General features: G+C 71.7%; 23 protein-coding genes. 12 read left to right on the plus strand and 11 right to left on the minus strand.

The window, feature by feature from the left end:
* Window positions 1-109 precede the first annotated feature (109 nt).
* Complete coding sequence (locus ACQPZA_RS15845; protein WP_433281803.1) at window positions 110-1,135, plus strand: L-idonate 5-dehydrogenase; 1,026 nt, start codon at window positions 110-112, stop codon at window positions 1,133-1,135.
* A 10-nt stretch (window positions 1,136-1,145) separates the two neighbouring features.
* Here the strand turns inward: ACQPZA_RS15845 and ACQPZA_RS15850 are convergent, their stop codons facing one another.
* Together ACQPZA_RS15850 and ACQPZA_RS15855 are read right to left on the minus strand one after the other, a co-directional pair.
* Window positions 1,146-1,874 carry a hypothetical protein gene (locus ACQPZA_RS15850; RefSeq protein ID WP_433281805.1) on the minus strand — a complete coding sequence of 243 codons (729 nt, stop codon included), beginning with the start codon at window positions 1,872-1,874 and terminating at the stop codon, window positions 1,146-1,148.
* Between the two features lie 90 nt (window positions 1,875-1,964).
* On the minus strand, window positions 1,965-2,663 hold the full coding sequence (locus ACQPZA_RS15855; protein WP_433281807.1) for a class I SAM-dependent methyltransferase: 699 nt from the start codon (window positions 2,661-2,663) through the stop codon (window positions 1,965-1,967).
* Window positions 2,664-2,868: 205 nt separating this feature from the next.
* Here ACQPZA_RS15855 and ACQPZA_RS15860 point away from each other — a divergent pair, with 205 nt between their 5' ends.
* Window positions 2,869-3,783, plus strand: coding sequence for a cation diffusion facilitator family transporter (locus tag ACQPZA_RS15860; RefSeq protein WP_433281809.1), 915 nt, complete (start codon window positions 2,869-2,871; stop codon window positions 3,781-3,783).
* 96 nt (window positions 3,784-3,879) lie between these two features.
* Window positions 3,880-4,710 carry a siderophore-interacting protein gene (locus ACQPZA_RS15865; RefSeq protein WP_169397617.1) on the plus strand — a complete coding sequence of 277 codons (831 nt, stop codon included), beginning with the start codon at window positions 3,880-3,882 and terminating at the stop codon, window positions 4,708-4,710.
* 96 nt (window positions 4,711-4,806) lie between these two features.
* On the opposite strand, the gene ACQPZA_RS15870 is transcribed toward ACQPZA_RS15865, so the two are convergent.
* The 3 genes from ACQPZA_RS15870 to ACQPZA_RS15880 form a co-directional block, all read right to left on the minus strand.
* Window positions 4,807-5,178 carry a hypothetical protein gene (locus ACQPZA_RS15870; protein ID WP_169397616.1) on the minus strand — a complete coding sequence of 124 codons (372 nt, stop codon included), beginning with the start codon at window positions 5,176-5,178 and terminating at the stop codon, window positions 4,807-4,809.
* A 67-nt stretch (window positions 5,179-5,245) separates the two neighbouring features.
* Entirely contained in the window at window positions 5,246-5,677 is a 432-nt protein-coding gene (locus ACQPZA_RS15875; RefSeq protein WP_211174609.1) for a GlcG/HbpS family heme-binding protein, read from the minus strand.
* 76 nt (window positions 5,678-5,753) lie between these two features.
* Window positions 5,754-6,773 (minus strand): NADPH:quinone reductase, encoded by a 1,020-nt coding sequence (locus ACQPZA_RS15880; protein ID WP_433281812.1) that lies wholly within the window; start codon window positions 6,771-6,773, stop codon window positions 5,754-5,756.
* A gap of 171 nt (window positions 6,774-6,944) precedes the next feature.
* Here ACQPZA_RS15880 and ACQPZA_RS15885 point away from each other — a divergent pair, with 171 nt between their 5' ends.
* Window positions 6,945-8,591 carry a helix-turn-helix domain-containing protein gene (locus tag ACQPZA_RS15885; protein WP_433281814.1) on the plus strand — a complete coding sequence of 549 codons (1,647 nt, stop codon included), beginning with the start codon at window positions 6,945-6,947 and terminating at the stop codon, window positions 8,589-8,591.
* A gap of 55 nt (window positions 8,592-8,646) precedes the next feature.
* The gene (locus ACQPZA_RS15890) at window positions 8,647-9,879 is read left to right on the plus strand and encodes an LVIVD repeat-containing protein (protein WP_433281817.1); all 1,233 of its coding nucleotides are present in this window, start codon (window positions 8,647-8,649) and stop codon (window positions 9,877-9,879) included.
* Window positions 9,880-9,906: 27 nt separating this feature from the next.
* On the opposite strand, the gene ACQPZA_RS15895 is transcribed toward ACQPZA_RS15890, so the two are convergent.
* Together ACQPZA_RS15895 and ACQPZA_RS15900 are read right to left on the minus strand one after the other, a co-directional pair.
* A complete protein-coding gene (locus ACQPZA_RS15895) occupies window positions 9,907-12,594 on the minus strand; it encodes a LuxR C-terminal-related transcriptional regulator (protein ID WP_433281819.1) in 2,688 nt (895 codons plus the stop codon).
* 1 nt (window position 12,595) lies between these two features.
* The gene (locus tag ACQPZA_RS15900) at window positions 12,596-15,370 is read right to left on the minus strand and encodes an AAA family ATPase (RefSeq protein WP_433281821.1); all 2,775 of its coding nucleotides are present in this window, start codon (window positions 15,368-15,370) and stop codon (window positions 12,596-12,598) included.
* A 323-nt stretch (window positions 15,371-15,693) separates the two neighbouring features.
* Between ACQPZA_RS15900 and ACQPZA_RS15905 the strand changes: the two genes are divergently transcribed.
* The 5 genes from ACQPZA_RS15905 to ACQPZA_RS15925 all read left to right on the plus strand — a co-directional run bounded on the left by ACQPZA_RS15905 (window position 15,694) and on the right by ACQPZA_RS15925 (window position 21,164).
* Window positions 15,694-16,632 carry an NADP-dependent oxidoreductase gene (locus ACQPZA_RS15905; RefSeq protein WP_433281823.1) on the plus strand — a complete coding sequence of 313 codons (939 nt, stop codon included), beginning with the start codon at window positions 15,694-15,696 and terminating at the stop codon, window positions 16,630-16,632.
* A 153-nt stretch (window positions 16,633-16,785) separates the two neighbouring features.
* Entirely contained in the window at window positions 16,786-18,519 is a 1,734-nt protein-coding gene (gene poxB, locus ACQPZA_RS15910) for a ubiquinone-dependent pyruvate dehydrogenase (RefSeq protein ID WP_433281825.1), read from the plus strand.
* 39 nt (window positions 18,520-18,558) lie between these two features.
* Window positions 18,559-19,656 (plus strand): L-dopachrome tautomerase-related protein, encoded by a 1,098-nt coding sequence (locus ACQPZA_RS15915; protein ID WP_433281827.1) that lies wholly within the window; start codon window positions 18,559-18,561, stop codon window positions 19,654-19,656.
* Between the two features lie 75 nt (window positions 19,657-19,731).
* Entirely contained in the window at window positions 19,732-20,787 is a 1,056-nt protein-coding gene (locus tag ACQPZA_RS15920) for an enolase C-terminal domain-like protein (protein WP_433281829.1), read from the plus strand.
* A 68-nt stretch (window positions 20,788-20,855) separates the two neighbouring features.
* Window positions 20,856-21,164 (plus strand): DUF6176 family protein, encoded by a 309-nt coding sequence (locus tag ACQPZA_RS15925; RefSeq protein WP_433281831.1) that lies wholly within the window; start codon window positions 20,856-20,858, stop codon window positions 21,162-21,164.
* A 71-nt stretch (window positions 21,165-21,235) separates the two neighbouring features.
* Here the strand turns inward: ACQPZA_RS15925 and ACQPZA_RS15930 are convergent, their stop codons facing one another.
* Window positions 21,236-22,102: an SDR family oxidoreductase gene (locus tag ACQPZA_RS15930; protein ID WP_433281833.1), complete on the minus strand. Its 867-nt coding sequence runs from the start codon at window positions 22,100-22,102 to the stop codon at window positions 21,236-21,238.
* Window positions 22,103-22,291: 189 nt separating this feature from the next.
* Between ACQPZA_RS15930 and ACQPZA_RS15935 the strand changes: the two genes are divergently transcribed.
* Window positions 22,292-22,624, plus strand: a complete 333-nt coding sequence (locus tag ACQPZA_RS15935; protein WP_433281835.1) for a winged helix-turn-helix transcriptional regulator — start codon at window positions 22,292-22,294, stop codon at window positions 22,622-22,624.
* A 115-nt stretch (window positions 22,625-22,739) separates the two neighbouring features.
* Here ACQPZA_RS15935 and ACQPZA_RS15940 read toward each other — a convergent pair whose 3' ends face one another.
* Window positions 22,740-23,177: a MerR family transcriptional regulator gene (locus ACQPZA_RS15940; RefSeq protein WP_433281837.1), complete on the minus strand. Its 438-nt coding sequence runs from the start codon at window positions 23,175-23,177 to the stop codon at window positions 22,740-22,742.
* On the opposite strand from ACQPZA_RS15940, the gene ACQPZA_RS15945 reads away from it, so the two are divergent.
* Entirely contained in the window at window positions 23,176-23,985 is an 810-nt protein-coding gene (locus ACQPZA_RS15945; RefSeq protein WP_433281839.1) for an MBL fold metallo-hydrolase, read from the plus strand. The genes ACQPZA_RS15940 and ACQPZA_RS15945 overlap by 2 nt on opposite strands.
* Before the next feature lie 91 nt (window positions 23,986-24,076).
* On the opposite strand, the gene mmsB is transcribed toward ACQPZA_RS15945, so the two are convergent.
* Together mmsB and mmsA are read right to left on the minus strand one after the other, a co-directional pair.
* Window positions 24,077-25,342, minus strand: coding sequence for a multiple monosaccharide ABC transporter permease (gene mmsB / locus ACQPZA_RS15950; protein ID WP_344016675.1), 1,266 nt, complete (start codon window positions 25,340-25,342; stop codon window positions 24,077-24,079).
* Window positions 25,343-25,350: 8 nt separating this feature from the next.
* Window positions 25,351-26,883, minus strand: a complete 1,533-nt coding sequence (mmsA, locus tag ACQPZA_RS15955; RefSeq protein WP_169396602.1) for a multiple monosaccharide ABC transporter ATP-binding protein — start codon at window positions 26,881-26,883, stop codon at window positions 25,351-25,353.
* Window position 26,884 lies beyond the last annotated feature (1 nt).

Here is a 26,884-nt window from a genome sequence, read left to right on the forward strand (position 1 = left end):
GGTGGCCCACCGGGGCGATGATCGGTGCCTACTCGCTCGTCACGCTCGTGTCCGCATCTCTCTCCCCGGAGACTCGCGGCCGCGACCTGGTCCGGCTGGAGGACGCGGTATGAGGTCGGTCGTGGTGCACGGTCCAGGTGACCTGCGGATCGACGAGGTCCCCGACCCGGTGCCGGGCGACGGCGAGGTGCTGATCGCCATGGAGTGGGGCGGGATCTGCGGATCCGACCTCTCGTACTGGCGGCACGGAGCGACGGGCACCGCCGTGCTGACCCATCCCCTGGTGCTGGGGCACGAGGTCGCCGGGCACATCGCCGGGCTCGGCCCGGGCGTCACCGGGCTCCCGGTCGGCCTGCCGGTCACGGTTCACCCGGCACGGCTGGTCGGCGACCCGGCGTTACCGGCACGCATCACCGGACGCACCAACCTGCATCCTCGGGTGCGCTACCTCGGGTCGGCGGCGTTCGACCCGCACACCGACGGCGGCTTCAGCGAGCTCACGGTCGTGGCGGCCGGGCAGGTCCGGGTGCTGCCGGACGGCGTGAGCACGCAGCGGGGGGCGCTGGCCGAGCCGCTCGCGGTCGCGCTGCACGCGGTGAGCCGTGCTGGTGACGTGCGCGGCCGCGAGATCCTGGTCAACGGGGCCGGCTCGATCGGTTCCCTGGTCGTGGCGGCCGCGAAGTACCGGGGCGCGGCGACGGTGATCGCCGCGGACATCGCCGACTCCTCGCTCGCCGTCGCCCGGGCCATGGGCGCCGACGACGTTCGCAACGTCGCGTTCGGTGACCCGCTGCCCGAGGACGTCGAGGTGGTGGTCGAGGCCTCGGGCGCCCCGGCGGCGCTCGGTCCCGTGCTCCGGGCGACTGCACGCGGCGGCACGCTCGTGCAGGTCGGCAACCTGCCCGGGACGCCCACCCCGGCCGCCCTCGGTGACCTCGTGACCCGGGAGATCGCCTGGCTCGGGTCCTACCGGTTCGTCGAGGAGATCAGCGACGCCCTCGCGGCGCTGCGCGACGGTCTCGACGTCACCCCGATCATCACGCACACGTTCGACCTCGACCAGGCGGGCGAGGCGATGGCCGTGGCCGCCGATCCCGCCGGGGGGAGCAGCAAGGTGATGCTCCGGCTCGGGTGAGGCCGGCCGCTCAGCGCAGGCGCACCACGGCCGACGCGACCGCTCCGAGGGTGTAGGCGATCGCGAGGTAGGTGATCAGCGGGAACTGCCGGTAGCGCGACCGGACCGACAGGAGGAACGCGAGGGCGACCACGCATTGCACGACGCTGTAGACCAGGCCCACCACGACCCGGTCGAACCCCGCGTAGGCCACGACCGTCACGGCGTACACGACCGCGTTGATCAGCAGCACGACGAACGCGCCCCCGACGACCGGGCTGTGCGGGTTGCGGCGCTCCAGGACCAACAGGGCGACGTTCATCAGGAGTCCGCCGACGAAGAACAGGATGTTCCCCGTGTAGAAGTCGTTGACGAACAGCCCCCCGCACAGGTTCCCCGTGACCGTGGCGGTGTCGCAGTACGTGTTGAAGGTGAACGAGGCGAGTTCGTGTACGCCGTTTCCGGTGGAGTAGTAGTACACCCCGACGACGAAAACGAGGAACACCGCTGCGCCGCCCCGGGCCGAGAGCGCGGAGAAGTTCCCGGAGACCTCCCGGAACAGCAGTGCGGGAATGACGACCGTCACGAGGATGATGGCCACCATCTGCACCAGTTCGTGCAGGCGTAGGAAGTCCGAGGGTGGCAGCAGGATCCGCGTCGTGAACGAGAAGCGCTCGACCGACACCAGCACGACGGACAGCGACGTCGCGGTGAAAAGCCAGTTGATCCGGTTCATGATCCGTACGGTTCCGTCCGGCACGGCGCGACGCTACTGGATCACGTGACAGCCGCGACGTCGAATGTCTGTTCTGCCGATATCGAGATCGATCACCCATGTACGGAAATGCGGTCACTGCGCGGCCGGAGGCCCCGTGAGGCGGTGGATCCGGATCTGCGGGAGCCGGGTCGGCGTGGTCTCGACCGAGCGCCACGTCGCCCGCGCGGCATCGAGGAACTCATCGGACAGCGGGCGTTGCGGATCGGCGATCCACGCAGCGCCGTCGTCGTCGACCAGCCGGGGGAGCAGGTCGAGCAGCTGGTCGACGTTCCGCTGCCCGTACAGCACGTCGGACGCCAGCACGAGCCGCCACGGTGCACGGGCGATCAGCGCAGCGGGCTCGCTCCACGAACACACGGCGGTCTCGACGACGACCTCGTTGCTCTCGGCGTTCACGGCGGCGAACGCGATCGCGTCGGCCGAGCGGTCTGTGGCCAGCACGCGTCCGCCGGCGAGTGCTGCCGCGATGGCCGGCAGGCCCAGCCCGCACCCGAGCTCCAGCACCGCGGCGTCGTGCCAGTCCTGCGCGGACACGGCCTGGGCGAGCTCGACGGCGCTCGGCCAGAGCTCCGCCCAGTACGGCGGGTACGCCTCGTCGGTCGCGGCGTCCTCCTCGTAGAGCAGCGCCGCCGCGTCACGGGGGTGCACGAACCCGATGCGCCCGCGGTGCAGGGTGATCGACCCGGCCACGAGGTCCAGGCGCGGGTCGGCACCGGTTCGGTCCGCCGGCTGCCGGGCCATCCGCGCCGGCGACGGCGAGTGGTCCGTCATCCCCGTCATTGTGCCTGGTGACGGGGACCGTGACGCCGATGCGGGAGAGGTTTCAGGAGCGCAGATCGGTGGCCGGTTCGGCCGCGGTCGTCATGTCGACGGCGAGTGCCTCCAACGGGCGTTGGACCGTTTCGACGTCGGTACTTCCGCGTGCATTCCGGGGCGACAGGTCGACCGGCCGCAGCGCGCTGGCGATGATGGCGCGGTGGGCGCCTCCCGTTCTCCCGACGATCGGGCATTGCTGATATCGGTGTGGACGTCGGCGGTGTTCGCCGTGGTCGCGCTGGCGTGGGGGCTGGCGGCCGGCTCCCAGCTGATCGTGTTCGACGGGTTGTACTCGTTCGCCAGCGTCGGGTTGTCGCTGATCGCCGTACTGGCGTTGCGGACGGCCCGCAAGGGCCCTGACGAGCGGTATCCCTGGGGTCGCGAGGCGTGGGAACCGTTGACGGTCGTCGTCAAGGCGGCTGCGCTCGCCGGGTTGAGCGTCTACGCGCTGGTCGGCGCCATCGGGGAGATCCTCGCCGGGGGCCGGGACGTCTCCGTCGGATGGGCGCTGGGGTACGGGATCGTCGCGACTCTCGCGGGCGGTGCCGTGTCGGTGGTGCTGCGCAGGCGGAGCCGGGCAGGCGGATCGGACCTCGTGCGCGCGGAAGCCGTCGAGTGGCTGGGGGACACGCTGCTCAGCCTGGCCGTGCTCGCCGGCTTCGCGGTCGCGGCGGTGCTGGTCGGCACTGGTCGCGCCGACCTGGCCCGCTATGTCGACCCCGTGATGGTCGCGCTGGTCTCGGCGGCCTTCCTCCCTGTGCCGGCGAAGCTCGTGGTCGGCGCGTTCCGCGAACTGCTGGCGATGGCGCCACCGCCACACCTGCAGGCGCGGATCCGGGCGGTCGTGCGTGACGTCGAGCGCAGCTACGGATTCACGGAGTCGTTCGTCCGGGCGTCGAAGGTCGGCGGCCGGTTGGACGTGGAGGTCGAGTTCGTGGTCGGTGACGACTCGACCGCGCAGACGGTGCACCAGTTCGACGCCGTGCGCGCCGACCTCGAGGAGCGGTTCGGGGAGCTCGGGCGGCTGATCTCCATGTCGGTCGGGTTCACCGCCGACCGGAGATGGGCGATGTAGGCGACACCCCGGCCACCCCGTGGACCGGCGCTTCCGTTCCCCGCATCTCTGAGGTTAGGCTGCACTAAGTTACCCAGCGCGGACAACGGGGGTGGAATGGCCGGCCAGCAGCGCGATGCCGTGGAGATGGTGGTCGTCGATGTGCGGCGCACGTCGTCGAGCCTGGCCAGGGTGGTGTTCGGCGGACCGGGCCTCGCGGACTTCGCGGTGTCGGACGTGCCGGACGAGGCGTGCCTCCTGCACCTGCCCTTGGCCGACGGCGGGATCGACGAACACGGCCGGTGGTACACGATCCGCGCCTTCGACCCGGCGGCCGGGCGGCTGTCCTTCGACATCGTCACGCACGAGGGCGGGGTGGGGGCCGGCTGGGCCCGCCGCGCACAGGTCGGCGACCGCGTGCGCATCTCCGTGCGCAACAGCTGGTTCCGCCGCCCCGCGGACGCCACCTGGCAGGTACTGCTCGGTGACGTGGCGGCACTCCCGGCGATCGCCCGCATCGCCGAGACGGCCCCGCCCGGCATGCACACGGTCGCGGCGATCGAGATCTCCGATCTCGGCGACGAGATCCCGCTGCCCTGCACGATGACGTCCTGGGTGCACAACACCGACCTCGGCGCGGGCAGCATGCTCGAGGAGATGGTGCGGGGGATCGGGCTGCCCGACGGCCCCGGCTACATCTACGTGGCAGGGGAGTCGGCGGCCACCAGAGCGGTGCGGAAGTACCTGCGGCATGAGCGCGGGATGCCGGCGGGCAGCTACGGCGTGATCGGCTACTGGCGCCGCGACGCCGAGAAGTGGATGAAGATCTACGAGCAGGCGGAGCCGGAGTTCGAACGCATCTGGCAGCAGGCCGAGGCCGCGGGCGGTGACGAGGAGGACGTCCTCGACATCTACGAGGCCAAGCTCGAGGACGCCGGGCTGCTCTGATCGTGAGTGGCACGGCCCGTCGCCGGCGCTCGGGAGCATGCGGCAGGAGCACGAGGCCTCGTGCTCCTGCCGCACCACGACGGCGTGCGCGATGGCTCAACCGTCGAGCAGGGTGCGCACCCGTGCAGCGAACGCAGCCCGCGCCCCTCGCGGGGTGAGCTGCTGTTCGGTACCGGCGTAGGACAGCACGAACGGGCCGATCTGCTGGACGACGTCGCCGAGGCCGGTCGCGAAGCTGACCGCGGCGTCCTCGTCGGGCCACTGATAGACCGACACCGCGTCGGTCGTGATCAGCTGCTCGCAACCGGTCGGTTCACACGTGCCGGTGTTGTCGCGCTGGTTGCCGACCGGGAACAACGGGCCCAGCGCGTCGACGACGTTCTGCGCGGTCGGCCCGCTCGAGCCACAGCCGGCGAGGAGCGCGGCCAGCGTGGCAACGACCAGGGTGATACGTCCGATCTGCGTCACGCTTGATCATCTACGTGTGCTCTCCGGTTGTTACCGTCCGTGCGTACCCGATCCGCGGGCGGTTCGCTCAGACGGCCTCGACCGCGGCGGTCGCCACCTCGTGGTCCTGCTGGGGGGAACCGCCTCCGGCCCCGACGGCGCCGATCACCACACCCGCACTGTCGGTCACCGGAACGGCGCCGCCGACGAACGCGAGCGGCAGCACCGCGGAGGTCTGGATGGTGTAGAGCGGAGCGCCCGGCTGCACGGCGCCGGCGAGGTCGGCGGTCGGGGCGCCGAAGTACACCGCGGTGCGCGCCTTCGCGACCGACGTGTCGACCGAGGCCAGCGCGGCGCCGTCCATCCGGGTCACGTGCACCACGTTCCCGCCGCCGTCCACGACCGTGATCGTGTAGGGGACGCCGATCGCCTCGGCCTTCTCCAGAGCGGCGAGCGTGAGCTGGTGCGCGGTCTCCAACGGCAGGGTCACCGGAGAGATCTGGGACATGGTTCTGGTCATTCGAGGTTCTCCTTGTTATTGATCCGGTGGATCGATCGGTTCATGGGCGAGACCCGGTTGAGGGTGAGACTCGGGTTCAGGACGAGACGTCGACGAGCACCTTGCCGACCCAGTGGTGCTCGACCGCCTCGTGTGCCTCGCGGGTGCGTTCGAGCGGGAAGCGCGCGAGCGGCAGGCCGTGCTGCTCGCCGACGTCGAACGCGCGGGCAGCGACGGCGGCGCTGACGGCGGCGACGGCATCGTCCTTCTGCTGCACCGACGTCGTGTAGGTCAGGATGAACTGGAACTGCACGTTCTTGACCATGCTGGGGAACCACGGGATCGGGATCGTCGGTTCCCGGCCCGCGGTGTACAGGGCGATGGTCCCGCCCGGCGCGACCATCTCCACGTCGAGATCGAGGTTCTCCGTCGGCGCCACCTCGACGATGACGTCCAGGCCGTCCTTGGTCATCCGGCGCACCGCCGCGCCCACGTCATCGCTCGCGCGGATCACGTGGTCCGCCCCTGCCGCCGAGGCCAGGGCCGCCTTGGCGTCGCTGGTGACCGTCGTGAGCACCCGGGCGCCGGCCCATGTGGCCAGCTGGACGGCTGCGTTGCCCACGGCGCCCGCCCCACCCACGACGAACACCACCTTGCCCTTCAGGGCGCCGGGCTCCAGCCGGGCGGGCCCCTCCGCGGCGGAGGTCAGGGCCCGGTGCGCGGTCAGGGCCGGAATTCCCAGCGCGGCGCCGACGTCGAACGACACCCCGTCCGGGAGCGGCACGACGTGGCGGCGGGGCAGGACGACGTACTCCTGGGCGGTTCCGTCGGAACGCAACCAGGCCGCGTCCCACATCCAGACCCGGTCACCGACCGCCAGGCCGGGGACACCCGGGCCGACGGCGTCGACGATGCCGGCCCCGTCCTGGTTGGGCACGTGCGGGCCGAGGGTGCCGTCGGTGGTGCCCCTGCCGGAGCGGGCGCCGACGTCGGTGGGGTTGACTCCGGACACGACCACCCGCACGCGGACCTCTCCCGGTCCCACGACCGGGATCGGGCGCTCCACCAGGTGGAGCACGCTGGCCGGGCCGGGGTCGGTGAACATCACAGCTCGCACTGGAGTGTCTCCTCGACGGGGTTGACGACGTGGTGCTCCTCCGAGTCTCGGTGCGGCAGGGCACCCGGCCATCCGTCGTTCGACTGGTCACGTGAGGACCGGTCCGGGGTGCGCCGACTACGGTCGTCACCAGGGCTTACGGGAGAAGCAGCAGAGCCGGAGGGAGAAGACATGGCGGAGTCGGCGGAGCTGGGAGAGCTGGTGCGCGGGTTCCGGCACACCGCCGGCCTCACGCTCGAGGATCTCGCGGAACGGTCCGGCGTGAGCGTGCGAACGGTCAGCGACCTGGAGCGGGGGCGCAGCCGCAACCCGCACGCCCGCACGGTGACGGCCATCGCCGGCGCGCTCCGTCTGTCCGAGGACGCCCGCGGCCTCCTGCTCGCCGCGGCGCGGACCGGCCGGCCTCGGCCCGCGCCTGCGCCGTTCTGCGAGCTTCCCCCCGACATCCCCGACTTCACGGGACGCTCCGCCGAGCTCGCCGCCGTCATCGCGGCGCTCGCCGACGGCGGCGGCCGCCCCGCTCCCCTCGTCATCTGCGGGGCCGGTGGCCTGGGGAAGACCGCACTGGCGGTCCACAGCGCACACAACACGTGCGACCGCTTCCCGGACGGGCGCCTGTTCGCCGACCTGCGGGGGAACGACAGCGAACCGCTGGACCCGTATGTCGTGCAGTTCCGCCTGCTGCGGGCGCTCGGCGTGGACGCCGACGAGATCCACACCCATCGCACGGACCGGGGCGAGCTGCTGCGCCGCATTCTCGCCGACCGGAAGGCGCTGCTGCTGCTCGACAACGCGGCGGACGAGGCACAGGTCCGGGGCCTGCTGCCGGGCCCGGGAGGCAGCGCGGCGCTCATCACCAGCCGGCGGGCGCTCACCGGGCTCGACCACGTCCGCCGGGTGACCCTCGGTCCGCTCAGCGACGCGGAGGCCGATGACATGCTGCGGGCCGTCATCGACTCCGATGCCGGCATCGACCGCTCGCCCGCACTGATCCGATCGGTCACCCAGCTGTGCGGCAACTACCCCCTCGCGCTGCGGATCACGGGCAACCGGCTGCTCAGCAGGCCGGGCTGGACTCTCGCCACCCTGGTCGACCGGCTGACCGACCAGGAGAGCCGCCTCGACCGGCTGTCCGCGGGGGACCTGCAGATCCGGGCCGCCTTCTCGGTGTCCTACGGGCAGCTCGACCCGACCACCCGGCTCGTGTTCCGGCGGCTGGCGCTGGTGCCGGGCCCCGACACCGGAGCCGCACTGGCCTCGGTCCTCACCGGGTTGCCGGCGCCCGAGGTCGACCAGCGCCTCGACGATCTCATCGAGCTCGGTCTGCTCGTCTCGGCGGCGGACCAGCGCGCCGGGTTCCACGACCTCATCCGCCTGTTCGCGCGTGAGCAGCTGGTGGCCGACGACGGCGCCGAGGCCGTCGAGCAGGCCCGGCAGCGGCTCGTCTCCTGGCTCCTCGCCACGGCACGCGGGGCGGCCGGCCGCTTCCGACCGGGCGCGCAGCCCGGCGACGTGCTGCCGGAGCCGCGGATGGAGTTCCCCGACCAGGCGGGCGCCCAGCGATGGCTGGAGGTCGAGAGCGAGAACTGGCTCGGTGCGCTGCGGCTGGCCGCGGCAGCAGGCGACGACTCCGCGGTCGTGAGCACCGCCGAGGCCCTCCACGACTTCTCCGGCAGATGGCTGGGCTGGCGGCACTGGCCCGAGGTGTTCGCCCTGTCCGTGGCGGCCGCGCACCGGCTCGGTGACCGGCACCGCGCGGAGACCCACAGCCGGTACCTCGCCCGGGCGGAGGCCGCCGGACCGGGCGACCGGACCTGAGACCGTCAGTCATCCGACGGGTGGCCGGGAGCGCGTCGCGCGCCACAGTGGGGGCGTGTCCACACCAGTCGTCGAGATCGCGAAGGCGTTCACCCCGCTCGGTCATTCCGACCAGGGGGGCCGCCCGGACGCGATGCAGATGCAGTACCGCAACGGCTACGTCTACGTCGGTCACCTGTTCTCCTCGGGGTTCTCGGTCATCGACGCCCGCGACCCGCGGGACATGACCACCGTCGGCTTCCACCCGGCGCCCCCCGACACCTGGAACATCCACCTGCAGGCGGCCGACGACCTGTTGCTCGTCATCCACGCCAAGGACCTGTGGAAGGAGTTCTCGGCGGAGCAGAGCTACTACCAGGGTTCGGTCGGGACCCGGCTGGCGGGAACGCGGCGGACCTGGTCGGCAGGCGTGGCGATCTTCGACATCTCGAAGCCCGCCGAGCCCCGGCAGATCTCCTTCCTCGAGGTGGACGGGGTGGGGGTGCACCGGCTCTGGTACACCGGGGGTCGCTGGGCCTACGCGTCGGTGCTCGCCGACGGCTTCACCGACTACGTCTTCCGGGTCATCGACCTGCAGGACCCCACGAAGCCCCGATGGGCGGGCGAATGGTGGCTGCCCGGCATGAACACCGCTCGCGGCGAGCACCCGGACTGGGACACCGACCGGTGGCGGTACGCCCTGCACCACGCGATCGTCGACGGCGACACGGCGTACGCGTCCTGGCGCGACGGCGGCCTGACCCTGCTGGACATCCGCGACCGCGAGGCGCCCGAGCTGATCGTGCATCGCAACTGGTCACCTCCGTTCGGCGGCGGCACGCACACCGCGGTGCCGCTCCCGGCGCGCGACCTGCTGCTGGTCGCCGACGAGGCCACCGCCGACAACCTCCAGGACGGCCTCAAACACGTCTGGGTGTTCACCATCGCCGAGCCGGCCAACCCGGTGTCCATCGCGACGCTGCCGACTCCGACCGACCAGGCCTACCCGGTCAAGGGTGGCCACTTCGGGCCGCACAACCTGCACGAGAACCGGCCGGACAGCTTCGTGTCCGACACCCTGATCTTCGCCACCTACCAGAACGCCGGTGTCCGGGCCTTCGACATCACCGACCCGTACCAGCCGAAGCCGGCGGGCGCGCTCGTCCCGGGGCCGCCGTCGAGGCTCATGGACCCCCGCCCCGGACGTCCGCGCGTGATCCAGACCGCCGACGTCCACGTCCGGCCCGACGGTGTGGTGTTCTGCACCGACTACAACGCCGGGCTGCTCAGCGCCCAGTACGACGGCTGACCGGCCGGGCCGCTCCCGCCGGGCCCGTCAGGTCGAGGGCAGGTCCGGCGGAAGGATCATCCGCCGGAGCTGGTGGCGCTGGTTGATGCCGAGCCGGAGATAGACGTTGTGCAGGTGCGTGCTGACGGTGCGCGGCGAGAGCTGCAGCCGGTCGGCCACCTCCCGGTTGCGCAGGCCCTGGGCGGCGAGCAGCGCGATCTGGTGTTGCTGCGCCGAGAGGACGGCACCCCGCGTGAGCTTCCCGGTGTCGTCCGGGTCGCCGCCACTGGCCCTGAGCTCGACGCGCGCCGACTGCGCGAACGGTTCCGCGCCGAGCCCGGTGAACGCGGCGAGCGCCTCGGACAGCTGCGATCGCGCGTCGCCCGGTCGGCGTTGCCTGCGCAGCCATGTCCCGTAGTGCAGCCGGGCGAGCGCGAGCAGCACGGGCCACCGTCCGGCGCGGGGATCGGAGACCGCGAACCGGAACCGTCGTTCGGTCTCGGCGTCGTCGATCAGGAGCGCATAGGCGTGGCTCAGCGTCAGCTGCGTCCGGATTCCCGGCCGGGGCCCGCAGGACCGTCGCACCGAGTCGACGGTGGGCAACACGTCGGCGGCGGTGTCCGCACGGTGGGCCGCGATGGCGAGAACGAGCGCGTCCGTGCTGTCGTGCGGCATCGGCCAGGAGCGTGCGTCCGTGGCGATCATGGCGAGGAAGTTGCGGGATGCGGTGTCGAAGTCGCCTGCGACGAGCGCCGAGTACCCGAGCGCGCGCAGCAGCCAGGAGTGGGCACTGCGGTTGCTGTCCAGGTCGAGGTCCGGCCAGGCCTGCTCGACCAGCGCCCGTGCGGTGCCTGCGTCGCCCCGGAGGGCGACGAGGATGGCGCGTAGCGCCGCGAGGTGTACGCGCAGCACCGGGAGGTCCTGTGCAGCGGCGACCTCGTCGGCGGAGTCGAGGGTGTGCTCGGCGGCATGCCAGCGTCCGGTGCTGAGCAGGCCGCGGATCATTGGCGGCCATGCCTCGGGAAAGACCGAGGTCCGGTTCCCGGTCCGGGGCCGGTCGAGGACCTCGGACCGCAGCGTGGCCGCGAGCTCGCTGTCGTCGAGCGCTTCGGCGATCGTGGCCATCGCCAGCGTGTCGACCACCGGTGTCCGCCCGACCTGCTCCCGACGGCCGGGAAGCAGGCTTCGGTGGTCGGGTGCGGACCGTGGGTCGACGCTCACGGCCATCCACGCCTGCTGGAGAGCCGGGTCCGCCTCGTCCAGGTAGGGCGTCGAGCTGGGGAGGACCGGTCGGTCGGCCGCCGCGGCCAGGAGAGCTGCCGCCGCGTCCCGATGGGGGCCCAGCCCGGAGTGGGCGGCCACCACGGCCGCGCAGACCGCCAGGCCCAGCGCGGTGACCCGGTCGACGGACGGGTGGGTGCGGGCGGTGTGGACGAGGAGGTCCATGGCCTCGCACTGGTGTCCCGCGCGGGACAGCGCCGTGGCGGTGGCGCTCGCGGCACTGCAGCGCAGGTCGGGCCGCTCGGTGAGCCGGTCGACGTGGGCACAGAGCGCGCGGGTCCAGGCGGAGTCGCCCGCCGCCGCCGCTGCGAGGGTGGCGAGCACGTAGCGCCGGGCCGCGTGCTCGGAGTCGCCGGACAGTTCGGCAGCCCGTTGCGCGGCGACCGCCGCCTGCGTCATGCGGCACTCGGTGCGGGCCTTGCGGCTCTCCGACTCGAGGAGGGCGGCGGTGGCTGCGTCCTCGCCGAGCGGCAGCATCGCCAGGTGCATGGCGCGTTCGAACGAGGGCTGCCCGATCGCCACCGCGAAGTCGTGGTGCAGCCGCCTGCGGACCACCGCGGGGGCGCCGTGGTAGACCGCGACCGCGACCAGTGGGTCCGGGAACACCACGTCGTCGCCGACGAGCTCGACGAGGCCGGCGGCCACGGCGGGCTCCCACACCTCGGCGGGAACGGACCTCCGGCCGGCCGCGTCCAGCACCGTGGCGAGCGGTTCCTGCCCGGCCCGTCCCGCCGCGTACAGGAGCGCCCGCCGGGTCGGTGCGGGAAGCGCGTCGAGCTGCCGTGCGTACCTGGTCCGGATCCGCATCGTGTCGGGCACGTCCTCGCTGCCGAACGCGTGACTGAGCTCGACGAGCGCGCGAGGGTTGCCCCGGGCCCGCCGCAACACCTCGTAGGCGGCGATCCCGGTGAGCGGGCCGGGCTGCCGGCGCAGGAGCTGCGCCGCCGTGGGCATGTCCAGCGGCAGCAGCCGGTGGTGCTGCAGGCCCTGCCACTCCAGGTGCCGGGCCGCCGCAGGGCGGGCGGCCATCAGGAACACGACCGGCTGCGCCGGGAGCGTCTCGACCAGTCGCCGCAGGCCGTCGGTGGACGTGGGGCCGATGCGGTCCACGTCGTCGACCACGGCCAGCACCGGTTGCCTCCTCGCCGCCCGGCTCAGCCATTCCGCCGCGCCTGCCGCCGGTGCCTCGTCGACCCCGTCCGGGGCCGGGCCGGGTGCGTCCGTCCGCTGCCGGTGGGTCGGGCACGGCGCCGCGGGCACGATGAGGTAGCCCGCCGATCGTGCGCGGTCCACGACGGCCTGCAGGAGCGTCGACTTGCCCGTCCCCGGGTCGCCGACGACCAGCGCGGCGGCTCCGGTCGTCCGGGTGGGGGTGATCAGGTCGAGCACCGGCTCCCCACCCGGCGGGAGGGTGCCGGCGCGTACGGTGTGGTCCCTGTGCGCTGATGCGGTCATGTCACTCCGAGATGACGTCCGGGAGCTGGCGGCGGCTCACGACGCCGAGCTTGGGGTAGATCTGGTACAGGTGCGATCCGACCGTGCGGGGTGAGAGCACCAGCCGGTCCGCGATCGCGCGGTTGCTCAGGCCCTGAGCGGCCAGCTTCGCGATGAACTGCTGCTGGGGCGTCAGCAGCGCGAACCCCTCGACCGTGCCGCGCAGCGAGACCCCGGTTGCGCGGAGCAGCTCGCAGGCGATGCCCGCGTCGTGGGTGGCGCCGATGCGGGCGAACGTGTCGTGGGCCGCGCGCAGCAGTGGGCGGGCGTCGACGAACCGGCGGCGCGCGCGCAGCCAGTCGGCGTAGTCGACCATGGCCACCGCCTGGTCGTGGGGCCGTTCGCCGCCGGTGTGCCCGGTGGCGGCCGCGTGCAGCGCCGACTCGACCGCGTGCTCGTCATCGACTGCGAGCAGCGCGGCGGCCCGGTCGATGAGCACTGCCCGGTGAGCGGAGGGTGTGCTCCCCGCGCTGCGCCGGACGCGGTGGAGAACCCGCAGCGCCGGCCCGTGCCGGTTCGCCTTCGCCGCCGACCGGGCGAGCTCGGCGACCGCCCGGTAGGACCATGCGAAGTGCTCGGGTTCCCCGTCGGGCCCGAACATCGCCAGGTAGTGGCGGCAGGCGAGCGCGTGGTCCCCGGCAGCGGCGTGGACGCGCCCCGCCGCGCGATGGACGAGGCAGCGCACCATCGGGTTGTCGTCCTCGGCCCGGTTCGACCAGGGGTCGAGGGTGGCCAGAGCCTGCTGGGCCGCGGCGACGTCACCGCGCAGGACCTGCAGGGCGATCCCCTGGGCGGCGACGGCCCGGCCCAGCACGGGCAGCCCCCCGGCGGCCGCGACGTCCGTCGCCTCGGCATGCACCGCCGCCGCTTCCCGCCACAGCCCGCAGTCGGCCAGCGCGTCCAGCAGCATCACGAAGGCGAACGGGTGGGCGCCCACGGCGTTGTCCTCACGGAGGAGCTGAACGGCGCGGCGCAGGTATCCGCTCGCGACGGTGGGGCCGTCCGCCATCCAGGAGGCGGTCCCGACCGACAGCAGCCGGATCAGCTCGGCGCGCCCGCTCTGCGGTTCGTGGAGGCCGGGGTCGGCGTCCTGCGTGCGCTGCCATCCGCCCGGGTCACCGATCGACCGGACCGAAGCGGCCACCGCTGCGTCGGCCGGCCCGGGGCACAGCTCGTCGCCCAGCGCCGTGCGGACCGGCAGGCTCTCCGCGCGCTCGACGATTCCCGCCAACGCCGCCCGCATCGCCGCGTCCCCGGTGACCAGGGCGGCCGTCCCGGCCGCCGAGGCCAGTGCCATGGCCACGCCGCGGTCCTGCAGTCCGCTGTCGAGCAGCCGGCCGATCGGGAGAGCGGAGGCGGACGCGGGCTCGTGCAGCGGAAGGTGCTGGCCGGCGGCCGCCGTGGCGACACCGAGCAGGGCCGGGTCGCCGGTCAGGTCCCTGACCCGCTCCCACAGCTGCCGGCACCAGGCGTGGTGACCTCCCCGGGCGGCCAGGAGAGCCGCGCGGGCACAGCGCCGGGCCGACCGGCCGGCGTCGGAGGTGCAGTCGGCTGCCCGTTCCAGCGCCCCGGCGGCCTCGACGTGCCGGCCCTGCCTGCACGCGACGGCGGCCGCGGTCTCGAGGAGGAGCGCGACGTCCTCGCCCGGCTCCTCGGCGGCGTTGGCCAGGTGCCAGGCGCGCCGCCCCGCGTCGTGCGACGGGAAGGCGGCCAGCGCCCGGTGCGCCTGGCGCCGGTCGTGCTCGGAGGCATCGGAGTAGCAGGCCAGGCGAACGGTGGGATCCCGAAAGCAGATCCGGTGGCCCACGATGGTGATCAGGGCGGCGTCCTCGGCCGGTCCGCAGTCGGCCAGGTCGGCCCCGGCGGCGGACAGTACGGCCTGCAGGTCCCCGCGGTCCTCGGCCGCCGCGGCGACGAGCAGCACCCGGCGGGTCTTGGTGGGCAGTTCCTCGATCCGCGCGGTGTGAGCGCGGCGAATCCGGGCCGGGACGGGCAGCCCGAATCCCTGCCGCGGACGGTGGTCGCCGCCCGCCGCGCTGTGCGCGAGCTCGATGACGGCCCGCGGGTTGCCGCCGGCGTGGCGGAGGATCTCGCCCCGGATCCAGCCCCGCGGTGGGGACGGCTGACGAGCGAGCAGGACCGTCGCTTCGGTGACCGACAACGGGCCGACGTGATGGACGGGCAGGTCCGTGTCGAGCTGCTCGGGAGGCAGGAGGCCGCGCGCTGCGAACAACAGCAGGATGTGCTCGCTGGTCAGCCGGTGGCTGAGGAAGGCCAGCAGGTCGAGCGAGCCCTGGCCTGCGGACTGCACGTCGTCGATGACGAGGGCGAGAGGTCTGTCCCGCGCCGCCTCCCGGACCAGCGACGACACCGCACCGTGCAGCGTCCCGGGATCGCGCACGGCGGCGTCGTCCGTACCGGAGACCAGCCCGTGCAGGGGAGTCCGCAGGGAGTCCGGCAGCCGGTCGGCGACCGACATCAGGGGCGTGACGAGCCGCCGCAGCAGCGCGCAGCCCGGCAGGCTGGTGCCCGATCCGGCGAGGACGCGGAAACCCTGCTGCCGTGCGTCGTCGACGGCGGTCGCCAGGAGGCTCGACCTGCCGATGCCCGTCTCGCCGAGGACCAGCAGCCGAGCCGGCCCGGTCCTCGCCTCCTGAACGGCCCGCGCGAGACGGCTGCGTTCGGCGGTCCGGCCGATGAGATCCGGTTCCCGGCGCAGCGGTGCCACGGTCTGCACGCGACCTCCGTCATTGCTGAGCATCGTCCTCCGATCGCTCATTCCCCGGTCTCCGAGGAAACCCAGCAGCCCCGGCGCTCGCCATGCGGAATACAGGCAGGACTGCGATCGGAGTCATTTGACTGATGGGCCGAACCCGACCAGTGCCTCATAACAACCAGGAAGGACGCCGCAGCCGGCCATGGGGGAGAACGCCGCGTCGTCCGACTCCCGCTCGGCTGCCGGTCGGCCAGTCGTTCTGTCGATGGCGGCCCGCGGTTCCCCGGGCACCCTCGCGGGGAGGTCGACACGACGGAAGGGCTGCGATGACGGGGAAGGCTGCGATGACGCTCATGAAGGCGATCCGGCTGTACGAGTTCGGTGGGCCGGACGCACTGCGCTACGAGGACCTTCCTGTTCCCGAGCCGGCCCCGGGCGAGGTGCTGGTCCGCGTGCACGGCACCAGCGTCAATCCCGTCGACGGCAAGACCCGGGAGGGGGTGAGCCGGCTGCGGGAGCTCCCGCTCACCCTCGGCTGGGACGTCGCGGGGGTCGTGGCGGGGCTGGGCGCCGGAGTCGACCGGTTCTCGGTGGGTGACGAGGTGCTGGGCCTGCCCCGGTTCCCCCGCGCGGCGGGGGCGTACGCGGAGTACGTCACCGCGCCGGCGCAGGAACTCGTGCGCAAACCCCCGGAGATCGACATGGTCCATGCCGGTTGCCTGCCGCTGTCCGGCCTCACGGCATGGCAGGCACTGGTGACCACCGGGTCCGTCGGTGCAGGCCGGCGGGTTCTGATCCACGCCGCAGCCGGGGGCGTCGGGCACCTGGCCGTGCAGATCGCCAAGGCGCGCGGCGCGTACGTCCTCGGGACCGCAGCCGCCGACAGCCACGAGGCACTGACGGGACTGGGCGCCGACGAACTGATCGACTACCGCACGACGCGTTTCGAGGATGCGGCAGGCGAGGTCGACGTCGTGCTCGACCTGATCGGTGGGGAGAACTCCGTCCGGTCACTGTCGATCCTGCGCGCCGGTGGTGTCCTGGTGTCGGTTCCCGCCGGCACCACCCGGGACCTGAGCGCGGCGGCGGCCGATCGCGGCGCCCGCTGGACGGATTTCCTGGTCCACCCCGACGCGGCCGGGCTCGACGGTCTGGCGGGGCTGGTCCGCTCGGGAGAGCTGCGTGTGGTGGTGTGTGACCGGTTCGCGCTCGCCGACACGGCGGAGGCGCATCGTGCCTCCGAGCGCCCGCACGCCCTCGGAAAGATCGCGATCACCCCCTGACCCATTTCGCGCATTGTCGTGAGTCGTTCATGAGCTCGGGAGCTGCGCAGAACCGGCGGGGTTCGACGTGAACAGTCATTCGACCGATGGCCCGTCCCCCGGTCGTGAGGAGAGTGGACGCCGTCCTACCGGAAAACCAAGGGAGGCTCGCGCATGGAAACGGTCGCCGACCACATCATCGATTCGCTCAAGGCCAGCGGTGTCCATCGCGTCTACGGACTGCCGGGCGATTCACTGAACGGATTCACGGATGCGCTGCGACGCGACGGGACGCTGGACTGGGTACATGTGCGGCACGAGGAGTCGGCTGCCCTCGGTGCGGCTGCGGAGGCCGGGCTGACCGGCGAGCTGGCCGTGTGCGTGGGCAGCTGCGGACCGGGCAACCTGCACCTGATCAACGGACTGTTCGACGCCTACAAGAGCCGGGTGCCGGTGCTGGCGCTCGCCGCGCACATCCCCGGGGACGAGATCGGGTCCGAGTACTTCCAGGAGACGCACCCCCAGAAGCTGTTCACCGAGTGCAGCGTCTACACCGAGCTGGTGAGCACGCCGGAGGCGGCGCCGCGCATCCTCGAGATGGCGATGCGAGCGGCGGTCGAGAACAACGGCGTGTCCGTGGTCGTCGTGCCGGGGGAGGTGCTTCTCGGCAAGGTCGACAGCCACGTCCGGCCGACGGCCGTGCGCGCGACGCGCTCGATCGTCCGGCCGGACGACAGCTCGCTGCAGCAGGCGGTGGCCTTGCTGAACTCGGCCCGGCGCGTCACCATCCTGGGCGGTGCGGGCGCGGCAGGCGCCCACGACCAGCTGCTCGCGCTCGCCGAGGCGCTGAAGGCGCCGATCGTGCACGCCCTGCGCGGCAAGGACGCCATCGAGTACGACAACCCGTACGACGTCGGGCTGACGGGCCTGCTCGGGTTCGCGTCCGGGTACAAGGCGATCGACGAGGCCGACACGCTCCTGATGCTGGGCACGGACTTCCCGTACCGGCAGTTCTACCCGAGCGACGCGACGGTGATCCAGGTGGACATCCGCGGCAGTCACATCGGCAGGCGCACCCACGTCGACCTCGGTCTCGTCGGCACCGTGAAGGACACCATCGAGGCGCTGCTGCCCCTCGTCGAGACGAAGACCGAGCGCCATCACCTCGACCGGGCCCGCGCGCACTACGAGAAGACGCGCAAGTCGCTCGACTCGCTCGCGGTGAACGACCACGAGCGCACCCCCATCCATCCGCAGTTCGTCGCGAGCAGGGTGAACGAGCTCGCCGCCACCGACGCGGTGTTCACCACGGACGTCGGCTCGCCGGTGGTGTGGGCGGCCCGGTACCTGCACATGAACGGTCAGCGGCGGCTGCTCGGCTCGTTCAACCACGGGTCGATGGGCGTGGCGCTGCCGCACGCGCTGGGTGCACAGGCGGCCTACCCCGGCCGTCAGGTGGTCGCGCTGGCAGGCGACGGCGGCCTCACGATGATGCTCGGTGAGCTCTTCGCGGCCGTCCAGAACCGCCTGCCGGTGAAGATCGTCGTGTTCAACAACTCGTCGCTCAACTTCGTCGAACTCGAGATGAAGGCGGCCGGCTTCGTCAACTACGGGACCGACCTGGAGAACCCGCGGCTGGCCGACGTCGCGTCGGCGGCCGGGGTGTTCGGGCAGCGGGTCGAGCGCCCGGGTGATCTCGACGGTGCCCTCAAGGCGGCTTTCGCCCACGACGGCCCGGCCCTCGTGGAGGTCTTCACCGCACGCCAGGAACTGTCCGTTCCGCCCGCGATCACGGTGGAACAGGCGAAGGGTTTCACCCTCTATGCGATCCGGACGATCCTGTCCGGGCGCGGTGAGGAACTGCTCGATCTCGTCACGACCAACGTCGCCCGGCGAATCCTCCAATAGGACGCCCGAGTACCACGCAATTCCGATCATAGGAGAGCCATGTCCTCCGAAGCTTCTTCTCCCGAATCCGCCGCCACTCCGTTGGGTAGCTGGGTGGCCCCCTACTACGACGTGGTCGCCGAGATCGACGACCTGATGCCCACCGGGGTCACCGTCACCGACGACGGCCGCGTCTTCGTGTCCTTTCCGCGGTGGGGCGACGACGTGCCCTACACCGTCGCCGAGATCGTGGACGGGAAAGCTGTGGCTTATCCCGACCCCGCGATCAACGAATGGAGCGAGAAGAGGAACGCGGACCAGTTGGTATCGGTGCAGAGTGTGATCACCGACCCGGTCGGTCACGTGTGGCTGCTCGACACGGGCAGCCTCTCGTTCGCGCCGTGGCTGGAGAACGGCCCGAAACTCGTCGAGGTCGACCCTGCGACCGACGAGGTCGTCCGCATCGTCCGGCTCGACCCGGCCGCGGTCACGGCCACCACGTACCTCAACGACGTCCGGTTCGACTTCTCCCGCGGCACCGGCGGGTACGCCTATCTCACCGACTCCCAGCCCGAGGGCGCGCTGATCGTGGTCGACCTGGGTTCGGGGGAGAGCTGGGCACGGCTGCGTGGCCACGCCACCACGGTGGCGTCGACGGGGTTCCGCGCGGTCGTGCAGGGTGTCGTCCGGGAGAACTACCAGGTGGGTGCCGACGGCATCGCGATCAGCGCGGACGGCAGCCTCCTCTACTACTGCCCGCTGTCGAGCCGGCGCCTCTACAGCGTGGAGACCAGCGCCCTGCTCGACCGCTCGCTGGACGACGACCAGGTGGCCGCCACCATCGTCGACCTCGGCGACAAGGGCGCATCCGACGGCCTGGAGTCCGACACCGCCGGCGCGGTCTACTCGACGGCCTACGAGCACAGCGCGGTACTCAAGCGGGACGCCGACGGCACGTGGTCGACGGTCCTGCACGGCCCGGCGTTGCTGTGGCCGGACACCCTCGCGCTCGCCGCTGACGGCTATCTGTACGTCAGCGTGAACCAGCTCCCGCGGACCCCGCTGTTCAACGACGGGGTCGAGACGCGGGTCCCGCCCTACCAGATCATCCGAGTGCACGTCGGTGCCAGCCCGATCCGGCTGACCGGCGCTGCCTGAGAGGAACTCCCAGTGTCAGAAACCCCCAGCTCCGAGAGCACGCCACCCACCTTGAGTGCGGTACGTGCCCGCCCGGTGATCGTTCCGCTTCGCCGGCCGGTCATCGCCGACATCGGCCGCTTCGACCGCTGGCCGATGGTCCTGGTCGACGTGGAGACCAGCGACGGTGTCGTCGGCAGCGGCTACATCGCCCCCTACCGGGCGGCCGCGATGCCGGCGATCGTCGCGGAGATCAACGACCTCGGCGAGGTGTGGCACGGAAAGCCGATCGCGCCGGTGGACGCCTTCACCCAGTTCGGCAAGTCACTGAACGTGGTCGGCATCGCCGGCATCTCGCTGATCGCCCGCGCCGCCGTGGACATGGCGATGTGGGACGCGCTCGCGAAGACGGCAGGCCTGCCGCTCGTCCAGCTGCTCGGCGGCACGGTGGGGCCGGTACGCGCCTACAACAGCAACGGGCTGTGGCGCCATGAGATCAGCACCCTCGCGAAAGAGGCGGCCGAGCTCCGCGACGAGGGCGGATTCACGGCGATGAAGCTGCGCCTGGGCCACCCCCGGCTGCAGGACGACCTCGACGCGATCACGGCCGTGCGCGAGGGCGTCGGACCCGACGTCGACGTGATGGTGGACTTCAACCAGGCCCTGGGCTACGGCGACGCGGTCCGGCGGTGCCACGACCTCGACGACCAGGGGCTGTACTGGCTGGAGGAGCCGATCCGCTACGACAACGTCGAGGGGTACGGGAAGCTCGAGCAGCGGGTACGCACCCCGGTGCAGCTGGGGGAGAACTACTACGGGCCGCGGGACCTGTTCAACTCCATCCGGGCCGGGACCGTCCCCTACGCCATGGCCGACCTGATGCGCATCGGCGGCGTCACCGGCTGGCTGCAGACGGCCGGACTGGCCGCCGCAGCGGGAACGCAGCTGTCGAGTCACCTCTACCCCGAGATCGCGTCACACCTGCTCCGGGTGAGCCCCACCGCACACTGGCTGGAGTGGGTCGACTGGGCGAATCCGGTGCTGGCCGAGCCGACGGTGCCGGTGGACGGGCACATCACCGCGTCCACCCGCCCCGGCACCGGGGTGGCCTGGGACGAGGCCGCGGTGAACAAGTACCTGGTGTCGACCTGATCCGGCGGTATCTCACAGGGGAGCTCCGGGGATGCTCTCCTCTGGAAGAGTCCGCTGCCATGATCCACGTGAGGGTAGCCCGCGTTCGCCCCGACAAGCTGGACGTGCTCAAGGCCTGGTTCGCCGAGGCCGAGCAGCGGGCCGACGAGGTCCGCGCCACCTTCGAACAGGAGGGCGTCACGCACGAACAGGCGAAGCTGATCACGACCGCGGACGGTCCGCTGCTCGTCTACGCGGTGGAGTGTGCCGACTACGAGGCGGCCGGGGAGGTGTTCCGGAACTCCACGCTGCCGATCGACGCCGAGCACAAGCGCGTCATGGCCGAGGTGCTCGACGGCCACGTGGACACGCCGGTGCTCCTCGACATCCACATCTGACGCCGCCTGCGCCGCGAGATCCGGCTGTCCGCCCTTCGCGGGGCCGACGGCCGGATCTCATGGCGATCAGGTCACGACAAGCCCTTGAGCGCCTCGGCGATCGAGTCGGCGATCGGGGTGGTCGGACGGCCGATGAGCCGGGCGAGGTCGCCCGGCGTGGCAGCGAGCAGGCCACGTCCGATCGCGCCTTCCATTCCCACGAGAATGGAGGCCACCGGCTCGGGCAGCCCCGCGCCGGTCAGCATCGCCAGGCGGGCCTCCCAGGAGACGTCGTCGTAGGTGATGGTGCGACCGGTCTGCCGGGACACCTCCGCCGCGAACTCCGCGAACGACCATGCCGTGTCACCGCTGAGCTCGTAGGCCCGGCCGAGGTGACCCTCGCCGGTCAGGACGGCGGCCGCCGCGGCCGCGAGGTCGGGGCGGGACGCCGAGGCGAGACGTCCCGTGCCTGCGTGGACCGCAACGGCGCCGTGCTCCAGCACGGCGCCGAGGTTCTCGGTGAACACCTCCGAGTACAGGCTGTTGCGCAGGAACGTGTAGGGCAGTCCGGAGTCGAGAATCAGCTGCTCGGTGGCCTTGTGCTCGTCCGCGAGCGCGAAGTCGGCGGCCGGGCCGCCCAGCACTCCGGTGTAGGCGAGCTGGGCCACGCCTGCCGCCTCGGCCGCGTCGATGACGGCAGCGTGCTGCGGCACCCGCCTGCCCACCTCGTAGGCGGAGATCAGCAGCAGCCGGTCTCCTGCACGGAACGCGCTCGCCAGGGTCTCCGGGCGGTCGTAGTCGGCCGTGCGCACCTCGACGCCGCGCGCGGCCAGGCCGGCGGCCTTGCCCTCGTTGCGCACGACGGCGGCGATGTCGCCGGGAGGGACGTCGGCCGCCAGCAGGGACTCGACCACCAGGCGACCGAGATGTCCGGTTGCTCCGGTGACGACGATGCTCATGATTTCTCCGGGTCCGTGAGTAGAAGATCGAACTCACCGACGGTATGGCCGGTACCGGATCCGGAGCCAGTACCCACTTTGACGTAAGGTACTGACGTGAGCGTAAGTGCGCGGGCGGTCACATCTGTCACTGACAATCAGGTCTGTCCCGAGCGACTGGTCGTCGAGCACATCACGAGCCGCTGGGGGATGCTCGTGCTCACCGCGTTGCTCGACCGTTCGTATCGTTTCAGCGAACTGCGGAGAGAAATCGGCGGCGTCAGCGAGAAGATGCTCGCCCAGACGCTGCAGACGCTGGAACGCGACGGTTTCGTCCATCGCCACGCCAGGCCCGTGATCCCGCCGCACGTCGACTACACCGTCACCGATACGGGCCGGGAAGCCGGGGAACGGATGCGCGCCATGATCCAGTGGGTGGAAGGCCGGATGAGCACCGTCGTCGACGCCCGTGCGGCGTACGACCGGGTGCGGGCGGAGCGCGATGCCGCCACCGAGGCTCCCCCGGTGGCCCGAACCCGCTAGTCGCTCCGCGCGGACGAGCGGACCGGGCCTCCTTCAGGCCGGAAGGCGGAATCGCCTGCCCGAGGAGGCATGTGCGGTCCGGCGCCCGATGGACGAACACGATCGCCGTCGCGGGTCATGCCGGGGGGATTCGGGCCGCGATCTGTTCCCGGGCGTGCGGACACTCGTCGAAGCTCAGGGGGCAGTCCAGCGCGTGCTCGATGAGGTCCTTCGCCGCCTGCGCCCGGTCGATGCGACGTTCGAGCACCGCAATGTGATGGCGGAGCAGGTCAGGATGATCCAGGGGGCTGTCGGTGGACAGCAGCTCGCGCAGCGCCCGCAGGCCGAATCCGGCGTCCTTGCCCATCAGGATCAGGGCCACCCGAGCGAGATCCGCCTGACCGAAACACCGCTGCCCGCCTGCCCGCCTGCCGGGCGCGAGCAGTCCCACGCTCTCCCAGTGGCGCAGGACGTGGGTGGGAAGTCCGAACCGGCCGGCCAGCTCGCCGATGCTCAGCTCCGCATCCGCGTCACTTGACTTCATGTGCACATTAACCGGCACGGTCGCCGGCATGAGCAACAACCACGTCAGCAACCCCGGCGGGCCGCCGGTGGCCACCGATCTCGCCGTGACACGGGTGGCCAACGCCTGCGTCCTGCTGGAGCTGAACGGTCACACGATCCTCACCGACCCGTGGTTCACCGAGCGGTGGTACCTGCGCCGCGGTGAGCCGCTCGGCCTGCGGGTCATCGACCTTCAGGCGTTGACGGCGATCGTCGCGACCAACTTCGCGGTCAACCACTGGGACCTGCGCGCGTTGCGGGACTACCGCCACAAGGCCACCACGCCGGTCTACGTGAGCGCCGCCCGGATGGCCCGTCAGGCGCGCGCACTGGGCTTCCGGACGGTCGAGCACCTGGGTTGGGGCGAGACGCGGGATCTCGCCCCGGCGCTCTCGATCGAGGCGGTGCCGGCGGGGCGGACCCTCGCGTGGCGCAACAACGCCTACGTCCTCACCAGCGGGCGGACGCGGGTCCTCTTCGGCGGGGAGATCCAGGACGTCGCGCTGTTGGAGCGCTACCGGGCACACGGGTCGCCGGTGGCCGTAGCGCTGTTGCCCGTCAACGGGCTGCGTCCGGTTCTCGGCCGGCCGCTCGTGATGGGGCCGCGAGAGGCCGTGGCGGGGGCGAGGGCCGTGGGAGCGCGTGTCCTCGTCCCGGTCCACGACGCCCACGGCGCCGACCCGCTCTCCCTGGTGTTCCGCCGCCACGGATCGGGGGAGGACGCCAGAGCTCTGGCTGCCACGGACCGGACCGGGCTCGAGGTCGTCTGCCTGGTCCCGGGGGAGCGGTGGGAGTACTCGACGGCGGGTGCCGGATGAGAGTGGGCGCACACGACGGCGCCCCCGACCCGTGGAGCTCGGCTCCGCAGGTCAGGGGCGCTCCGCCGCGCTCAGGGAAGCGGCCTCCCGGTCACCGGGCGGCCGAGCCCGCCCTACGCTTGGTCCAGATGTCGTAGGCGACGGCGGCGAGCAGCACGAGACCCTTCACGAGCATGACGCGCTCGCTCGGGGCGCCGATGAGCGACATGCCGTTGTTGATCACGGCCATGATCAGTCCGCCCGTGATCGCCCCGACCACCTTGCCCACACCGCCCTGCACCGCCGCGCCGCCGATGAACGCCGCGGCGATCGCGTCGAGCTCGAAGTTGGTGCCTGCGGTCGGCCCCGCCTGGTTGAGGCGTCCGGCGAAGATGACGCCGGCCAGCGCCGCCAGCACGCCCATGTTGACGAAGATCCAGAAGGTGACCGACTTGACCTTCACCCCGGACAGCGTGGCCGCCGAGAGGTTGCCCCCGACCGCGTAGATGTGCCTGCCGAAGACGGACCGGGTGGTCAGCAGCGTGTACCCGAGCACGAGCACCGCGAGCAGCACCAGCACCCACGGCAGGTTCTTGAACCGGGCCAGCTGCACCACGACCGCGAGCACGACGACCGCCGCCAGCGCGATCTTGAGGACGAAGATCGGCAACGGGTCGACGACCTGGCCGTAGCCGAGCCTGCCCACGCGCTGGCGCCACTGGGTGACGGCGATGCCGGCCACCACCCCGAGCCCCACCAACAGGCTCAGCAGGTCGGCGCCGCCGAGCGGGCCCAGCCCGATGTTGCCCAGGTAGCCCTCGGTGAAGCCGTTGGACAGCGTGCGGATCGGGTCCGGGAACGGGCCGATGCCCTGGTTGCCCAGCACCGTGAGGGTGAGGGCACGGAACAGCAGCATGCCCGCCAGGGTGACGATGAAGGCCGGGATGCCGAAGTAGGCGATCCAGAACCCCTGCCAGGCCCCGATGACCGCGCCCGCGATGAGCGTGACGAGCACCGCCAGCGGCCACGGGACGTTCAGGTTGACCATCAGCACCGCGGAGATCGCCCCGGTGACCGCCACGACCGATCCCGCGGAGAGATCGATGTGCCCGGCGATGATGATCAGGATCATGCCGATCGCCAGAACCAGGATGTAGGAGTTCTGGACGATGATGTTGGAGATGTTCTGCGGCTGCAGCAGCGCGCCGTCGGTGAGCACCGAGAACAGCACGATGATCAGCACGAAGGCGACGTAGATGCCGCTCTGCCGGGGGTTGATCGAGAACCGGCGCAGCGCGGGCGACCGGGGCGGGAGCTGGGGCGGGGGAGTCCCGCCCTCCGCGGTGGCCCCGACGTCTGCGGAGGTGGTGGTGGACATGGGGTCGCCTACTCCTGTTCCGTGGTCATGTAGTGCATGAGCCGCTCCTGGGTGGCCTCCTCGCGGCTCACCTCACCGGTGATCCGGCCGCTCGACAGCGCGTAGATGCGGTCGCAGAGGCCCAGCAGCTCCGGCAGCTCCGACGAGATGACCAGCACGGCCTTTCCCTCGGCGGCGAGCGCGTTGATGATCGTGTAGATCTCGTACTTCGCGCCGACGTCGATGCCGCGGGTCGGCTCGTCGAGAATGAGCACGTCCGGGTCGGAGAAGATCCACTTCGCCAGCACGACCTTCTGCTGGTTCCCGCCGCTGAGCTTGCCCGTCACGCTGAGGACGGTCGGCGCCTTGATGTTCAGGCTGCGCCGGTACCCCTCGGCGACCTTGTACTCCTCGTTGTCGTCCACCCAGCCGCGGCGGGCGAGCTTGCCCAGCCGGGCCGCGGAGACGTTGCGCTTGATGTCCTCGATGAGGTTGAGGCCGTAGCGCTTGCGGTCCTCCGTGACGTAGGCGATCCGGTGACGGATCGCGTCCTGCACGGAACGCACCTGGATCTCCCGGCCGTCCTTGACCAGCCGCCCGGAGATGTTGGTGCCGTAGGACCGGCCGAACACGCTCATCGCCAGCTCGGTGCGCCCCGCGCCCATCAGGCCGGCCAACCCGACGATCTCGCCGCGGCGCAGGGTCAGGTTGGCGCCCGAGACCACGGCCCGGTCGGGCTGGGTGGGGCTGTGCACCGTCCAGTCCTCGATCCGCAGCACCTCCTCGCCCACGTGCGGCTCGTGGGGCGGGAAGCGGTTCTCGAGGTCGCGGCCCACCATCAGCGAGATGATCCGGTCCTCGGTCACCTCGTCGGTGCGCATGTTCAGCGTCTCGATCGACCGGCCGTCACGGATGATCGTGATCGAGTCGGCGATGGCCGCGATCTCGTTGAGCTTGTGAGAGATGATCACCGACGTGATGCCCTCCTCCCGCAGCCCGCGGAGCAGGTCGAGGAGGTGCGCGGAGTCGTCGTCGTTGAGCGCCGCGGTCGGCTCGTCGAGGATGAGCAGCCGCACCTCCTTCGACAGCGCCTTCGCGATCTCCACCAGCTGCTGCTTGCCGACCCCCAGGTCGAGCACCTGCGTCACGGGGTTCTCCGCGAGCCCGACCCGGGCCAGGAGAGCCGCCGCCGCGTGGTTGGTGCGGTTCCAGTCGATCAGGCCGCGGGTCGCCTGCTCGTTGCCGAGGAAGACGTTCTCGGCGATGGAGAGCTGGGGGCACAGCGCCAGCTCCTGATGGATGATCACGATCCCGCGCTGCTCGCTGTCGCGGATGCTCGAGAAGGTGCAGAGCTCGCCGTCGAAGTGGATCTCGCCCTCGTAGGAGCCGTGCGGGTACACCCCGGACAGCACCTTCATGAGCGTCGACTTCCCGGCGCCGTTCTCACCGCAGATGGCGTGGATCTCCCCGCGGCGGACCGACAGGTTGACGTCCTCCAGCGCTTTCACGCCGGGGAACGTCTTGGTGATGCCCCGCATCCGCAGGATCTCGTCGGCGGTCATC

Source organism: Pseudonocardia xinjiangensis (genome assembly GCF_050948425.1).
Classification (GTDB): Bacteria; Actinomycetota; Actinomycetes; order Mycobacteriales; family Pseudonocardiaceae; genus Pseudonocardia; species Pseudonocardia xinjiangensis.

Excerpts from the sequence above, each read along its gene's own strand:
- ACQPZA_RS15855 (WP_433281807.1), bottom strand. The coding sequence starts at position 2,663 with ATGACGGACCACTCGCCGTCGCCGGCGCGGATGGCCCGGCAGCCGGCG.
- poxB (WP_433281825.1), top strand. The coding sequence starts at position 16,786 with ATGGAAACGGTCGCCGACCACATCATCGATTCGCTCAAGGCCAGCGGT.
- mmsA (WP_169396602.1), bottom strand. The coding sequence starts at position 26,883 with ATGACCGCCGACGAGATCCTGCGGATGCGGGGCATCACCAAGACGTTC.
- ACQPZA_RS15875 (WP_211174609.1), bottom strand. The coding sequence starts at position 5,677 with ATGACCAGAACCATGTCCCAGATCTCTCCGGTGACCCTGCCGTTGGAG.
- ACQPZA_RS15930 (WP_433281833.1), bottom strand. The coding sequence starts at position 22,102 with ATGAGCATCGTCGTCACCGGAGCAACCGGACATCTCGGTCGCCTGGTG.
- ACQPZA_RS15885 (WP_433281814.1), top strand. The coding sequence starts at position 6,945 with ATGGCGGAGTCGGCGGAGCTGGGAGAGCTGGTGCGCGGGTTCCGGCAC.
- ACQPZA_RS15915 (WP_433281827.1), top strand. The coding sequence starts at position 18,559 with ATGTCCTCCGAAGCTTCTTCTCCCGAATCCGCCGCCACTCCGTTGGGT.
- ACQPZA_RS15905 (WP_433281823.1), top strand. The coding sequence starts at position 15,694 with ATGACGCTCATGAAGGCGATCCGGCTGTACGAGTTCGGTGGGCCGGAC.
- ACQPZA_RS15940 (WP_433281837.1), bottom strand. The coding sequence starts at position 23,177 with ATGCCGGCGACCGTGCCGGTTAATGTGCACATGAAGTCAAGTGACGCG.
- ACQPZA_RS15845 (WP_433281803.1), top strand. The coding sequence starts at position 110 with ATGAGGTCGGTCGTGGTGCACGGTCCAGGTGACCTGCGGATCGACGAG.
- ACQPZA_RS15895 (WP_433281819.1), bottom strand. The coding sequence starts at position 12,594 with ATGACCGCATCAGCGCACAGGGACCACACCGTACGCGCCGGCACCCTC.
- ACQPZA_RS15935 (WP_433281835.1), top strand. The coding sequence starts at position 22,292 with ATGCTCGTGCTCACCGCGTTGCTCGACCGTTCGTATCGTTTCAGCGAA.
- mmsB (WP_344016675.1), bottom strand. The coding sequence starts at position 25,342 with ATGTCCACCACCACCTCCGCAGACGTCGGGGCCACCGCGGAGGGCGGG.
- ACQPZA_RS15865 (WP_169397617.1), top strand. The coding sequence starts at position 3,880 with ATGGCCGGCCAGCAGCGCGATGCCGTGGAGATGGTGGTCGTCGATGTG.
- ACQPZA_RS15945 (WP_433281839.1), top strand. The coding sequence starts at position 23,176 with ATGAGCAACAACCACGTCAGCAACCCCGGCGGGCCGCCGGTGGCCACC.